This is a genomic window from Actinoplanes sp. NPDC023801, from assembly GCF_040639655.1.
Lineage (GTDB): Bacteria > Actinomycetota > Actinomycetes > Mycobacteriales > Micromonosporaceae > Actinoplanes.
On the sequence record NZ_JBFAAI010000035.1, the window covers coordinates 1 to 12883 of the forward strand.

Here is a 12883-nt window from a genome sequence, read left to right on the forward strand (position 1 = left end):
GCCGGCCAGCACGGCGATGAGCGGGTCTGGGCGATCGAGGACTGCCGTGCCATTACCCCGCACCTGGAACGTAACTACTCGCCGCCGGCGAACGCATCATGCGCGTACCACCCAAGCTGATGGCGCACGCCCGCGACGGCGCCCGCACCTACGGCAGGTCCGACCCGATCGACGCCCTCGCCGCCCTGCGCGACCCCGACCTGCCCACCGCGCACCTCGACGGATCCGAACGCGACCTACGGCTACTCACCGAGCGCCGCGACGACCTGGTCGCCGAACGCACCCGTGCCGTCGACCCGCTGCGCTGGCACCTGCACGACCTCGACCCGCAGTGGGCCCCGGCCGCGGTCGCTGATCAGCATCCGCGCCTTCACCACCATCGCCGACCAGCTGACCGGACGCACCGGCACCGTCGCCCGCATCGCCCTGGCCATCACCGAACAGTGCCGGCGGCTCACCACCGAGATCAACATCCTGGAAACGAGATCACCGCGCTCGCCAGGAAGCTGGCGCCCGCGCTGCTCGAGATCCTGGTTGCGCGGCACTGACCGCCGCGAAGATCGTGGGCGAGACCGCCGCCATCGGCCGGTTCAAGTCCGCGGCGGCCTACGCCCGCCACAACGGCACCGCACCCCTGCCTGTCCGGTCGTCCAACCGTGCCCGGCACCGGCTCAGCCGCACCGGAAACCGGCAGCTCAACGCCGCCCTGCACCGCATCTCGATCACTTAGGCCCGCTGCCAACCACCAGCCCAGACCCTCATCACCCGCCGCAAAGCTGGCGGCGACGGCGGCATGGAAGCCCTGCGCATCCTCAAACGGCGCCTCTCCGACGTCATCCACCAAGCCCTCCGCGCCAGCACCCACCAGCCGATACCCGCTCCTTGACAGAGGAGCAAATGGAAGCCGAACGGCTTGGGCCGCGTAGCGGCGTGCTCGATCGTTGGTCGACGATGGCAGGATGACGCTTCCGGCACCGGTGACAGGAGACGACCCATGCGACCACGGTTGAATCTGATCCTTCTTGGTGTCCGGGACGTCCTCAGTTCTGTGGCGTTCTACGAGGCTCTGGGCTGGAAGCGCTCCGCCTCAGGGTCCGACGAGTTCGCGCTGTTCGACCTGGGCGGCGTTGCCGTCGCGTTCCAGTCCAGGGAGGCGTTCGCCGCCGATGCCGGGCTTACCGATCATGGGCCGGGTGGGTTTGCCGGCTTCGCGCTCGCGTACATCGCACGCAGCCCCGACGACGTATACCGGATCATCGCGAAGGCCAAGGGCCTGGGCGCCACGGTCACCCGGCCGGCAGGGGCCAACGCCTGGGGACACAACGGCTACTTCACCGACCCCGACGGCCACCTGGTAGAGGTGCTGTACGAGGACGGCTGGAAGTTTGACGACCGCGACAACCTGGTCCTCTGACTGAGCCACTGAGTTCCTGCCGTGGCACATCTTTGGCAGTGCAACGCTTACGGGTACCGGGTCAGCAGCTGGTAGGCGAAGAACGCGGTCTGGAGACCGATGTAGTTGCCGGAGAGCAGGATGAGGAGGGCGCTGCCCCAGCCCATGCCACGTATTCGTACTTCCCGGTGGGCGACCTTCTCCTTGATTGTTGCGGCCAGGTCCCGGAACAGCATGGGCGTGTGCCACCAGCACGCCGCCACCATGACGAGGGTGGCGAGGGTGACGTCGTCGCTCACCGTGCTGAGGAACTCGGGGAGCCCGTACCGGCTGGCGTCGCGACCGGCGTCCAAGAACAGGTGCATAGCCCCGCGGAAACTCAGGGCGAGACCCAGGATGACGCCGATCACCGAGTAGGTGCCTACCAGTTCGAGGTAACGCCTCATCGAGGGTAACCGCAGCGGGACCGTGAAGATGACTAGAACTTGGGTCAATGTGGACGCGGCCAGCAAGACGACGATGCCCATGGCCCAGCCTGCAACTTCCTGCCAGGGGTGGGGAATCGATGCGGGATCGTCCAGGTAGCCGGCGCCGAGGTGCCCGCCGATGATCACGAGTATGGCGAGCGGGATCAGTACTGCCGGGGTGGGAATGTGAGGGCGGTCGACCGGCCCGCCAGCTGGCGGGTCCACCGGCGGTGTGGGAGGTGGTCCTGCGCTGTTGGCCGCTGCGGGTTGACCTTCAGGGGAAAACCTTGGACTCTGTACCGGCTTTTGGCGCTGCGGCCGGGAACCTCGCCTACTCTTGCCCACGCCCCGAGGCTAGCGACCCCTGCCCACAGGGATCGATTCTTAGCCCGCCGGTCATTGACTTCCAGCCGGCTCGGATCTAGGAACGGCGCTACCAGCGACCAGCGTTATCCGCCGAGTTCGGTGGGATCTCAGTTGATAATGACGGCGAGAAGGAAGCGAGTCGCGGCCGGGAACTCAGCGGATAAGAAGGAATGGGGTGTCCTCTGGTGAGTGCCGACGTCGTCGCGCTCGCCGCGGCCGAGCGAGACCTCGACCGGTCCAAGGTGTCCCCGCACACCAAACGGGCCTACCTCCGGCACCTGCGCGCGTACCTCACCTGGCCGGGCAGGCCGGCGTCCACCCCGACGCGATCGGCGCCGAGTCCGCCGTCACCGCCTGGCGCCGGCACCTGCTGACCGAGCGGCTTGCGCCCTCCACCGTCAACCAGGCGCTGGCCGCCGTCACCCTGCTCTACGAGCACGGCGCCGGGATGCGGCTGGAAGTCGACCGGCCCAGCGTGCCGCGGGCCGGCGCCCCGGACGCCCTGGACCGCGCGCAGCAGGGCAAGGCCGAACGAGCCGCCCGCCGCGGCGGCGGCCGCGACTGGGCGATCATCGCCGTGCTGCTCTACTGCGGCGCCCGGGTCAAGGAGTGCGCCCGCCCGGACTACGACGACCTGGTGCTCACCGAGCGCACCGGCATGCTGCGGCTGCACGGCAAGGGGGCGACGAGGTCCGGACCGTGCCGGTACCCCAGGAGGCCCGCAAAGCGCTGCGGGCCTGGCTCGACCACCGCGCCCCGGGGCCGCTGTGGCTGGGGCAGCGCGGCCGGCTCACCATCTCCGGCATCACCCAGGCCGTCCTCGCCGTCGGCGCGGCCGCCGATTTGCCCGGACTGCGACCCCACCGGCTGCGGCACACCTACGCCACCCGGCTACGCCCGGGCGGCGCCGACCCCGCCCAGATCCAGGCGTTGCTCGGCCACGCCTCCATCGAAACGTCGGCCAGGTACTTCCGCGCCGGCGCCGCCGAACAGGCCGCCGTCGTCGAAGCCGCCTTCGGCACCTGACCGCGTGCCGCTCGTGCAGTCAACTGGCGGGCCAGTGTTTTCCGTTGGTCTTGGAGTGGCGCCTACGACGCTTCCATGGACCAGGCGTCAGTTCTCTACCCCGTTCAGAATCCGAATGTCGCGCTCGGCACCGTCACCCAGCTCGGCAAGCGCTTGCTGGTAGCCAGGGCTGTGGTAGGCCGCGACCGCGGCATCGACGCTGTCGAAGCGGATGACGGTGGTACGCAGAGCAGAGGATCCCTCCAGCACGTGTACGGGGTTGCCGCGGGCGAGGAAGACCCCGCCTGCCGCCCGCATCGCCGGGCCGGCCAACTCGATGTAGCGCGCCAGCCTGGCCTCGTCGTGGATAGCGGTGAACGTATTGATCCAATAGGCGGTCATGCTCCTTATGATGCTCCGCTCAGCTGGCCAGATAGGTCCGGGGCCGGGGCACGAAGGTTCGGTGCTGCCCCCGGGAGAGCCGATGTCGGGCGCAGATTCCGAAACCCGCGCCTGACCCGCGCCGCGGTGAGCCGGTCGGGCGGTGACGGTTGCTCCCAGGGTCGGCGTAGATCGATGGCCAGCGGTCGGGCCAGTCGTAGTTGGGTATGGGCGGCGATCATGATCCAGGTCCATCGGTCGGCTGCTCGCGGGTCGCGCAGCTTCGGCCGGGTCCAGCCGAGAGTCCGCCTGAACAGCCGGAACGTGTGCTCCAAACCGAAGCGCCGCAGGTATGCCTGCCAGATCCGGTCCACATCCTCAGGGTCCGCGCCGGTGCGCGAGCACCACAGCCACATGGGCTGTGCATCGCGGTCCCCGGGCAGCCGGGCCAGCACACCGACCCCGGGCAGCAGCACCCGCTCGCGGCGCGGCCACGCCCGGGTTTGCTCGAACAACACCACTGCGCCCTCGGCATGAATCCACGCCGCGAGCACGTCGGCGGCGTCCTGGGTGATCACGCGCAATCCGGCGCCATAATTTGGACAGCTGGAACAGGAACTGTGCCCCGAGTCCGGCGCGACAGCCCAACAACGTCCGCTGCCAGTGGCGGCAGGCCAGGAAAGACACCGACCTCCCCTGGGTAACTTCCCCACACCTTCCGCAAAGCCGTCGCGACGCTCATCGACGATGAGGCAAACACCAAGAGCGCCGCAGCTCGACGGGGCCACGGCAGCGAAGAGGTCACCACGACGTACTACATCGCCGAACCCGCGATCGCACCGGACAACTCGGCCATCCTCGAGCGGCTCGGTGCCGGCCGGACGACCGCCACAAACCCGCCCCGTAACCGCATCCAACAGACCGAATGATCACCGAAGACGAACCGGCCCGCCGGTTCGGGTAAGTAAGGGTTTTCGGGGAACGGGTCAAATAAAAGGACAAAAGCCCTGACCAGCATTCCTGCTGGTCAGGGCATTTCAATGGTCGGGGCCGGCCGGATTCGAACCGGCGTCCTCCTGCTTGCAGCCAAGGCGCGACGACCTCTGCGCTACGACCTCGCCGCGCCGGAGCATACGCGAGCCCACCGACACTTTTCCGCGGGGTTTCAGCGTGCCCGGTCGAGGCCGTCCAGCAGGAGGTCCAGAGTGAACTCGAACTCGACCTGACTGTCACACCATCCCAGCTCGGCCTCGTGGGCCTCACTCGCGACCATCGCCACGAGGTTCGGGAGCAGATCGGCCGGCATCTCCGGGTCCTCGCCGGCGTTCGAGGTGGCGCCGGCGTTCGAGAGGGCTCCGGCGTCCGAGGTGGCGCCGGCGTCCGAGGGGGCCGGGCTGAACACCTCCTGCACGAACCCGAGCGGCATGCTCCCGAACGCGTGCAGCGCCCGGTGCGCGAGCCGGTAGGAGAACCCGGCGCCGATCATGACCCCGATGATCGAGTCGTAGTAGCGCAGCACCGTGAACGGCACCTCCCGCCGGCTGTTGAGCACGCCCGGCCCCCAGCGGTGCCGCAGCATCACCTCGCGCGCCGCGAGGAACCGGGCCCGCAGCAGTGCCTGCCAGCCGGCATCGGTGTCCACCCGTTCGGCGGCTGCGACGACCTCGCCCACCAGCGTCTCGGCAACCCCGTCGAGCAGCGCGTCCTTGCCGCGCAGGTGGTGGTACAGCGACATCGCCTCGACCCCGAGCTCGGCACCGAGGCGCCGCATGGTGAGGGCCGTGATCCCGTCCCGGTCGGCGATCGCGACTGCGGCCCGGAGTACTCGTTCTCGGGTCAACGCCTTGCGCACGTCGCCTACCTTACTGCGTAAGACATCAGCCTTACGGCGTAAGGGAAGAGATCATGGCCCGTACCACCGGAATGTTCTATCTCGGCCTCGCCATCAGCGGCATGCTGGGCTTCTTCGTCACCCGGCCCCGCCTGTACGACGCCGATGACCCCGCCGCCACCCTGGCCAACCTGACCGGCCACCCGAACCTGGCGACCGCCCTGGTCGTCTTCGAGCTGCTGATCGTCCTCACGCAGGCGCTCACCGCGGCCTGGTTCTACCGGCTCTTCCGCACCACGGACCCGGTCTCGGCCGCCGGCATCGCCGCGTTCGGCCTGATCAATTCGACGCTGATCCTGGTCAGTGCCGGTCTGCTCGGGACCGCGAACAGCATCGCCGCCGACCCCTTCGGCGACGCCGCGAACACCGTCCAGCTGCTGTTCACGATCAGCGGCCAGCTGTGGATCGTCGGCGCGGTCTTCTTCGGCCTCTGGCTGATCCCGATGGGTACCGCCGTGCTGAACACCGGACTGATGCCGAAGGCGCTCGGCTGGATCCTGGTAGCCAGCGGGGTTGGCTACGTCCTGCACGCCTTCGTGCGTTTCGACCCGCTGACCTACCTCGCCACGATCGGCGAGTTCTGGATCATCGGCTATCTGCTGATCTTCGGAGTACGCAAGGAGGACGGACGCGAGCCGTCGAAACGGCGGCTCGCCGAGGGCGCAACGGAACCGGTACAGGTCACGTAACCAGGGTCCGGCCACACCGGACACCTACCGGCTGACCGCCCTCGACGGCGGTCAGCGGCGGCCGACCAGTTCACCCACCTCGGTACGCGACCCGACGCCCAGTTTCCGCAGGATGTTCGACACGTGCACGGCGGCGGTCTTCGGTGAGATGTAGAGCCGCTGGGCCAGCTCCGCGTTGGTCAGTCCGTCACTGATCAGCACCGCCACCTCCCGCTCCCGCGGGGTCAGCGCGGTCGCGCCGGTGACCGCCGCCTCGGTACCGGCCGGGGCCAGCCCCAGTCCGGCGCGCACCCGGTCGAGCTGTGCCACCCGCCAGCCGCCCCACCCGTCGAGCAGTGCCGCGGCGGTCTCCAGCTGCGCGGCGGCCTCGGCTCGACGGTCGGCGGCCAGCAGGCAGCGGGCGGCTCCGACCCGGACCGTGGCACGGATCGCCGGGGCCAGCACGTGCGCCTCCACCACCGACAGATATGCCGCCAGCGCCTCCGCGTGGCGGCCCCGCGCCTCGGCTGTCTGGGCTTCGACGAGGGTCCGGTAGGCGTCCCACACGTCGGCGTCGAGCAACGCGGTGACCAGCTTGTCGAGACGGGCCCGCGGCAGGCCCAGCTCCAGGGCCGCCGAGACCAGGTCGTGGGCCGCCTCGCCGCTGCGCCACGTCTGTCCGGCCAGTGCCGTGAGCAATTCGTCCATGATCCGCTCGGCCCGTGGCAGGTCGCCGCGGCGGCAGGCCAGATGGAACGCGAGCCCTGGAATCGTCGACGGCGGATTGTTCGGCACCGCCTCGAGGTCGGCGATCACCTGCTCGACCCGGTCCAGTTCGCCGGCCTCCAGATAGAGCCCGGCCAGGAACACCCCGTGATAGTCGGCCCAGCGGCCCCGGCGCTGGAACCCGCGGTCCCGTTCCCGTCCCTCCTCCAGCGCCTCGATCGCGGCCCGCAGATCACTGGCCCGCACCGCGAGCCGGGCCCGGCCCTGGAAGTAGGTGGCCACCGCCAGCGACTCGAACCCGGCCCGCTCGGCGGCCGCCCGCATCCGCTCCAGGATCGCCGCGTGCTCGGCCGGCGACGTCGGCGGTTCGTCCTGCACCAGCGCGTTGAGGGCACGGGCTGCCAGCACCCATTCGCCGGCGCGCTCCGCCTCGTCGACCAGCGCCGACAGGATCTTGCGGCCGTGGGCGGCGGTGTGCGAACGCTCGGTCAGCGTCGCGCCCTTCTCCAGCAGCGCGGCCAGCCGGACCGCCGGCAGGTCGAACTCGTCCGCCAGCTCCAGCGCATGATCCGACCAGCGCAGCGCCGCGTCCAGGTCGTCGCGCAGGTAGGCCGACTGGGCGATCGCGGTCATCGCGCGGGCCTGGTCCGCGCCGGGCGGCAGCTGCGCGATCAGGGTCTCGATGTCGTGGGTCAGGGCTCGCATCTCGGCGGTCTCCCGCGACTCCCAGGCGATCCGGACCAGCAGATAGAGCGACTCGGCCCGATCGGTGCTCGTTCCCGCGAGGTCACGCCAGCGCCGCCCGTGACGCAGCGCGTCGTCGAGGAGCCCGGCCAGCCATGCGGCACGCGCCGCGTACCCCAGCAGTTCGGTGTCGTCGGGAAGTTCGTCCAGGCCCGTCTCGGCCAGCTGCAGCGCCTGATAGGCCGACCCGATCGACAGGTAGAGCGCCGCACCCCGGCGGGCCGCCTCGATCATGTCGTCGTAGCGGCCGGCACCGTGCGCGTGGTGCGCCACCATCGCCGGATCCGACGCGCCGCCGCGCAGCAGCACGTCCAGTGCCGTCTCGTGCAGCCGCCGCCGCTGGCGGCCGAGCATCTGGCCGGCGATCGCCTCGCGCACCAGCGCGTGCCGGAACGCGAACTCGTCGTCGCCCGACTCCACCAGCACGCCCCGGGTGACCAGGTCACGCAGCACCGCGATCAGCTCGTCCTCACCGGTGCCGGTCACCTCGGCGAGCAGGTCGAACGGGATCCGGTGGCCGAGCACGGTCGCCGCCTCAACGATCCGGTGGCTGACCGGCTCCAGATCGTCGACCTGCCGGCGCAGCACCTCGGCCAGGCTCCACGGCAGCGGCTGCTCGACCAGCGACTCGAGGTCGTGACCGGGCAGCGCGCGCAGCAGTTCCTCCAGAAAGAACGGGTTGCCGCCGGTCCGGTGGTGCAGTGCCGTGGCGGCCCGCAAGGGCGCCGGTGCACCGGTCTCGGCGGCCAGCCACGCCGCGGTCTGCGCCAGGGTCAGACGATCCAGCCGTACGTGTGCGACCGCGTGCCGTCGTTCCATCCGGGCCAGCAGCCCGGCCACCGGCTGACGACGGGTGACCTCCTCGGGCCGGTACGTGCCGATCAGCAGCCGCGGCCCGCGCTGGTCGGCGAGCCGCTCGAACAGTGCGGCACTCTCCGAGTCGGCCCAGTGCAGGTCCTCGAACACGATCACCGCGGGCGAGTCCCCGATCAGGTCGGCGATCACGGCCAGTCCGGTGTGCAGGCGTTCCACCGGGCTGCGGCGCGGGTCGGCCAGATCAGCCAGCAGGTCGTCGTCCACTTCGGAGCGGCCCTCGACGGCGTCCAGCAGCACCTCGTACGGCCGGGACAGCGACCCCGGCTCGGCCTGCCCGACCAGCACATGTGTCTCGGCCGGCAGCGTCGCCAGCAGTTCGTGCACCAGACGTGTCTTGCCGATGCCCGGCTCACCGGCGATGATCGCCACCGCCGGGTCACGTGACGAAGCGAGCCGCGCCAATCGGCGCAGCTCGCTCTCCCGCCCGATCATCACCGAGCCGGCACCGCCGCGGATGGGTCGCACGACGTCAGCGTACCGGCGGGCTGTCCGCGCGCCGCCGAGGCTTTCCGCGCCCGGCGGGCACGGGCACCCGCCAGCAGCCGTCCCCGTTCGGCGTCGGCGATCAGGCCGCGGTTGCGCTCGTTCGCCAGCTCCAGCATCGTTCCCGGATGCATCAACATGGTCTGTCTCCTCGTTCTCCGTCGATGCATCAATCGTCGCGGGGAAGAGAACTCGCCACATCGGGAGCGTTTACCTATCTTCGCTGCTCAGAACATACTTAGGCGGATCTCCGCAGGGCCTAGGCATGCTTAGGAACACCCTTGGCCATCCCTACGGAGATGCCAGATCCGCCTCACGCCGGGCCCGGCGGTGCAGGTAACGCTGTTGCTGGAGGCTCATCGTCCGCATCGCCGCGGCCTCGAAACCGGCCTGGGCGGCGGCGTGGTCACCGGCCATCGCGTGCAGGTGGGCACGTACCGCGTGCAGCCGGTGGTCCGCGTCCAGTGTGTTCCCGAGTCCGGCGATCAGGTCCAGCCCGGCCGCGGGGCCGTCACGCATCGCGACCGCCACGGCGTGGTTGAGCGCCACCACCGGGTTGGCGGAGACCCGCAGCAGCACCTCGTAGAGCGCGACGATCTGCGGCCAGTCGGTGGCCGCGCTGCTCGGTGACTCGTCGTGCACGGCTGCGATCGCCGCCTGCACCTGGTACGGCCCGATCTCACCCCGGGGCAGCGCATCGCCGACGAGGGCGATCCCTTCGGCGATCAGGCCGGCGTCCCAGCGGGCCCGGTCCTGTTCGTCCATCGGGATGAGCGCGCCGTCCGGGCCGGTACGGGCGGGCCGCCGCGCGTCGGTGAGCAGCATCAACGCGAGCAGGCCGGTCACCTCCGGCTCGGCGGGCAGTTGCCGGTGCAGCAGGCGGCCGAGCCGGATCGCCTCGGCTGCGAGGTCCGGCCGGGCGAGGTCGGGGCCGGCCGTCGCCGCGTACCCCTCGTTGAAGATCAGGTAGAGCACGTGCAGGACGGCGTCGAGGCGCTCGGCCCGTTCGGCCGGCGGCGGCATCAGGAACCGCTGGCCGTGGTCCCGGACCGTCTGCTTGGCCCGGGTGATCCGGCGGGTCATGGTCGCCTCGGGCACCAGGAACGCGCGGGCGATCTCGCCGGTGGTCAGGCCGCCCACGGCACGCAGGGTCAGAGCGATCTGCGACGGCGGCGACAGCGCGGGATGGCAGCACAGGAACAGCAGGATCAGCGTGTCGTCGGTATCCGGAAGATGCGGCCGCTCGACCGGCCGCCACTGTTCCTCGCGCCGGCGGCGGGCCTGCTCGCTGCGCAGCAGGTCGGTGAGACGGCGGGCGGCGACGGTGATCAGCCAGGCACGGGGGTTGTCCGGCACCCCGCCGGTGGGCCACTGCCCGGCCGCCGCGACCAGTGCCTCCTGCACCGCGTCCTCGGCGGTGCCGAAGTTGCCGTACCGCCGCACCACGGCCCCGAGGACCTGCGGCGCCTCGGTGCGCAGCAGGTCCTCGATCCCGCGATCAGGCATCCAGGTCACCGGCACCTTCGAGGATGGGGCGTACCTCCACGTACCAGTTGTCGCCGGGCGTGCCGGGAGCCAGGGTGAGCTGCGCCGCGATCTCGGTGGCCCGGTCGAAACCCGCGCACTCGACGATCGTGTAGCCGGCCAGGACCTCCTGCGTCTCCGCGTACGGCCCGTCGGTCACCACCGGGACGCCGGCCCGCAGCGTGATGCGGCGGGTGTGAACCGGTGCTGCCAGACCGCGAGCCTCGACGAACTCGCCCGACTCCACCAGTCGCTGGTTCCAGGCGGTCATGAATTCGTACAGTGCGGCGGCCTCCGGACCGGACAATGCGTCGTCGGCCTTGCCGGAGAGCCGGTCGAAGTCGTACTGAGAGCCGGTCATCATGATCATGTACTTCACGGTCGCTCCCCCTGCTCTTCGCCGTCGTGCGCCCGATCGTCCGGGGACGGCTGGGCCTGTTCCTGCTCGGCGTCTGCGTCGTGGGCACCGCCGGCGCAGGCGTCCTCGTCGCCGATCCGGTGGCGACCCCGTGGCCTGCCATGACCGGTGCCGGCCGGCTGCACGTCGTCTGCGGCCTCTCGGCGCTGGTACTTCTGCCCTTCGCGGCGCTGCTGATCAACCGGGATCTCGCCCGCAGTCTCCCGGACTCCGCGCGGGTGCTCCGCTGGACGGGCCGGCTGCCGCTGACCGGCCTGATCCTGCACGTGCTGCTGGCGACGGTCGTCCCGCCCGAGGGCTGGCCGCCGCGGCTGCTGTTCGTGACATATGCGATCTGGCTGCTCGCCGTGACCCGCGTGTGCGGCTCCCGGAGCGTGGGAAGGCTCCCGCGGCCGATTGACAGCATGCCGGCAATCGATTCGACTGACATCGATTACCTTCGGAAGGACGCCCGTGAGCCCACCGAACAGCCGTCGTGCCGCCGTCCTGCTCACCGCGGCCACGACCGCGATGCTCACCACCGCGGTGCCCGCCCACGCCGCCCCCTCCGGCCCGGCCACGCCCACCGGGCTCTGGGCCAGCACCATCGGCACCGGCATCTCACTCATCTGGGAACAACCCCGCTCCGGGCCGCGGGCCACCTCCTTCCGCGTCTACGAGGACGACCGGGTGGTGGCGCGGGTCAGCACCCCCTCCACCTACCTGGAGGTACCGTTCGGCAGTTCGCACACCTACACCGTGGCGGCAGTCGACCAGCGCGGGCGGGAGTCGGCGCGGACCTCCCCGGTCAGCGGACAATCCTGGCTGTACGGCTACAACCCCGAGTGCATGCCGGTCGCCGGCGTGACCGTCACGGCCACCGACATCACCGCGACCGGGTTCACCGTGTCGTGGACGCGGCATCCGCTCGGCGGCGACCTGGAACTGCGGGTCGGCGGCCGGAGCCTCGGCCCGGTGTCGACGACCGGCGCCCGGGTGGGCGGCCTGACACCCGCGACGGCCCACCAGGTCGTCCTGCACCGTCCCAACCGCTGTCACATCGGCGGCGGTGGCACCGTTCCGGTCGGGTCCCTCACCGTCACGACCGCCGCGGGCAGCGCCACACCGCCGCAGTCCCCCACCGGCCTGACCGTGTCCGGCCGGACCGACTCCACCGTCGGCCTGACCTGGACCGCACCGCCCGGACCGCGACCGGCCCGGTACGCGGTGCACGACGGCGCGACCCTCGTCGCCGTGACCACCGGCACGACCGCCACCGTGGACCGGCTGCACCACGCCACCTGGCACCGTTTCACCGTCGCGGCGCTGGACGCCGCGGGCAACGAGTCCGCGCCCAGCAACGCCGTCTCGGCGGGCACCGAGACCTGCCTGAGCGAGCCGCCCCGCCCGGCCGTACCGGACGTGACCGCGGTGTCGTCGAGTACGGTGCGCCTGTCCTGGACCCTGGAGACGGCCGCGACCTCGTACACCGTCTTCGACCGGGACACCCCGGTCGCGACGACCCGCTACCCGGAGCTGGTCCTGACCGGTCTGCCGCCGGGATCGGAGCACGTGTACCGCGTGGTCGCCACCCTTCCGCAGGCGTGCGGAGACACGCCGCGCAGCCGGCGCGCCGAGGTCACCACCCCGGACGGCCCGGCGGCCCGGCCGGCGGCGCCCGCCGCTCTCTCCGTCACCGGGAACGCGCCGGGTGCCTGGCCCTCCGGAGCACAGTTGACGCTGGCCTGGTCAGCATCGACCGGCGGGGAGCCGGCCACCGTCCACCGGGTGTACGAGGGCGCCCAGGTGGTCGGCGAGACCACCGGTACGTCACTCACGCTGCCGGTCGGTGCGGCGACCACCCACGAGTACGTGGTCGTCGCCGTCGGCGCGGCCGGCCAGGAGTCCGCGCCGAGTCCGCGCGTCACGGTCCGCGCCACGTACCTGCCGCCGCCGTGACAG

At 71.0% G+C, this 12883-nt stretch carries 14 protein-coding genes, 1 tRNA gene and 2 pseudogenes; 8 read left to right on the forward strand and 9 right to left on the reverse strand.

Features of this window, described 5'->3' with window-relative positions; all coding sequences use genetic code 11:
* Window positions 1-98: 98 nt before the first annotated feature.
* The 3 genes from AB0G04_RS38255 (at window position 99) to AB0G04_RS38265 (ending at window position 1414) form a co-directional block, all read left to right on the forward strand.
* Window positions 99-548 (forward strand): hypothetical protein, encoded by a 450-nt coding sequence (locus AB0G04_RS38255; RefSeq protein WP_360993602.1) that lies wholly within the window; start codon window positions 99-101, stop codon window positions 546-548.
* A gap of 14 nt (window positions 549-562) precedes the next feature.
* A complete protein-coding gene (locus AB0G04_RS38260) occupies window positions 563-730 on the forward strand; it encodes a transposase (RefSeq protein ID WP_360993605.1) in 168 nt (55 codons plus the stop codon).
* Between the two features lie 264 nt (window positions 731-994).
* Entirely contained in the window at window positions 995-1414 is a 420-nt protein-coding gene (locus tag AB0G04_RS38265) for a VOC family protein (RefSeq protein ID WP_360993608.1), read from the forward strand.
* A 47-nt stretch (window positions 1415-1461) separates the two neighbouring features.
* Here the strand turns inward: AB0G04_RS38265 and AB0G04_RS38270 are convergent, their stop codons facing one another.
* Entirely contained in the window at window positions 1462-1920 is a 459-nt protein-coding gene (locus AB0G04_RS38270) for a hypothetical protein (protein WP_360993610.1), read from the reverse strand.
* A gap of 491 nt (window positions 1921-2411) precedes the next feature.
* On the opposite strand from AB0G04_RS38270, the gene AB0G04_RS38275 reads away from it, so the two are divergent.
* On the forward strand, window positions 2412-2600 hold the full coding sequence (locus AB0G04_RS38275; protein WP_360993613.1) for a hypothetical protein: 189 nt from the start codon (window positions 2412-2414) through the stop codon (window positions 2598-2600).
* Window positions 2601-2925: 325 nt separating this feature from the next.
* The gene (locus AB0G04_RS38280; RefSeq protein ID WP_360993616.1) at window positions 2926-3252 is read left to right on the forward strand and encodes a tyrosine-type recombinase/integrase; all 327 of its coding nucleotides are present in this window, start codon (window positions 2926-2928) and stop codon (window positions 3250-3252) included.
* 87 nt (window positions 3253-3339) lie between these two features.
* On the opposite strand, the gene AB0G04_RS38285 is transcribed toward AB0G04_RS38280, so the two are convergent.
* Both AB0G04_RS38285 and AB0G04_RS38290 read right to left on the reverse strand, forming a co-directional pair.
* Window positions 3340-3633, reverse strand: a complete 294-nt coding sequence (locus AB0G04_RS38285; RefSeq protein ID WP_360993619.1) for a DUF1330 domain-containing protein — start codon at window positions 3631-3633, stop codon at window positions 3340-3342.
* Window positions 3634-3692: 59 nt separating this feature from the next.
* Window positions 3693-4040 (reverse strand): annotated as a pseudogene (locus AB0G04_RS38290) (transposase); the annotation flags it as partial.
* A gap of 215 nt (window positions 4041-4255) precedes the next feature.
* Between AB0G04_RS38290 and AB0G04_RS38295 the strand changes: the two are divergent.
* Window positions 4256-4541: pseudogene (locus AB0G04_RS38295) on the forward strand (site-specific integrase); the annotation flags it as partial.
* Window positions 4542-4657: 116 nt separating this feature from the next.
* Here AB0G04_RS38295 and AB0G04_RS38300 read toward each other — a convergent pair.
* Window positions 4658-4730, reverse strand: a tRNA-Cys gene (locus AB0G04_RS38300).
* Window positions 4731-4777: 47 nt separating this feature from the next.
* Window positions 4778-5464 carry a TetR/AcrR family transcriptional regulator C-terminal domain-containing protein gene (locus AB0G04_RS38305; RefSeq protein ID WP_360993621.1) on the reverse strand — a complete coding sequence of 229 codons (687 nt, stop codon included), beginning with the start codon at window positions 5462-5464 and terminating at the stop codon, window positions 4778-4780.
* A 53-nt stretch (window positions 5465-5517) separates the two neighbouring features.
* On the opposite strand from AB0G04_RS38305, the gene AB0G04_RS38310 reads away from it, so the two are divergent.
* Entirely contained in the window at window positions 5518-6192 is a 675-nt protein-coding gene (locus AB0G04_RS38310; protein ID WP_360993624.1) for a DUF4386 domain-containing protein, read from the forward strand.
* A gap of 51 nt (window positions 6193-6243) precedes the next feature.
* Here the strand turns inward: AB0G04_RS38310 and AB0G04_RS38315 are convergent, their stop codons facing one another.
* From AB0G04_RS38315 to AB0G04_RS38330, 4 genes are all read right to left on the reverse strand, one after another.
* Complete coding sequence (locus tag AB0G04_RS38315; protein ID WP_360993627.1) at window positions 6244-8982, reverse strand: AAA family ATPase; 2739 nt, start codon at window positions 8980-8982, stop codon at window positions 6244-6246.
* Window positions 8949-9140, reverse strand: coding sequence for a hypothetical protein (locus AB0G04_RS38320; RefSeq protein WP_360993629.1), 192 nt, complete (start codon window positions 9138-9140; stop codon window positions 8949-8951). Before AB0G04_RS38320 ends, AB0G04_RS38315 begins: the two co-directional genes overlap by 34 nt.
* Before the next feature lie 151 nt (window positions 9141-9291).
* Window positions 9292-10506, reverse strand: coding sequence for a DUF6596 domain-containing protein (locus AB0G04_RS38325; RefSeq protein ID WP_360993631.1), 1215 nt, complete (start codon window positions 10504-10506; stop codon window positions 9292-9294).
* On the reverse strand, window positions 10499-10894 hold the full coding sequence (locus AB0G04_RS38330) for a YciI family protein (protein WP_360993828.1): 396 nt from the start codon (window positions 10892-10894) through the stop codon (window positions 10499-10501). The genes AB0G04_RS38325 and AB0G04_RS38330 overlap by 8 nt, the downstream gene beginning before the upstream one ends.
* Before the next feature lie 501 nt (window positions 10895-11395).
* Between AB0G04_RS38330 and AB0G04_RS38335 the strand changes: the two genes are divergently transcribed.
* Window positions 11396-12880 (forward strand): hypothetical protein, encoded by a 1485-nt coding sequence (locus tag AB0G04_RS38335; protein ID WP_360993634.1) that lies wholly within the window; start codon window positions 11396-11398, stop codon window positions 12878-12880.
* Window positions 12881-12883: the final 3 nt, after the last annotated feature.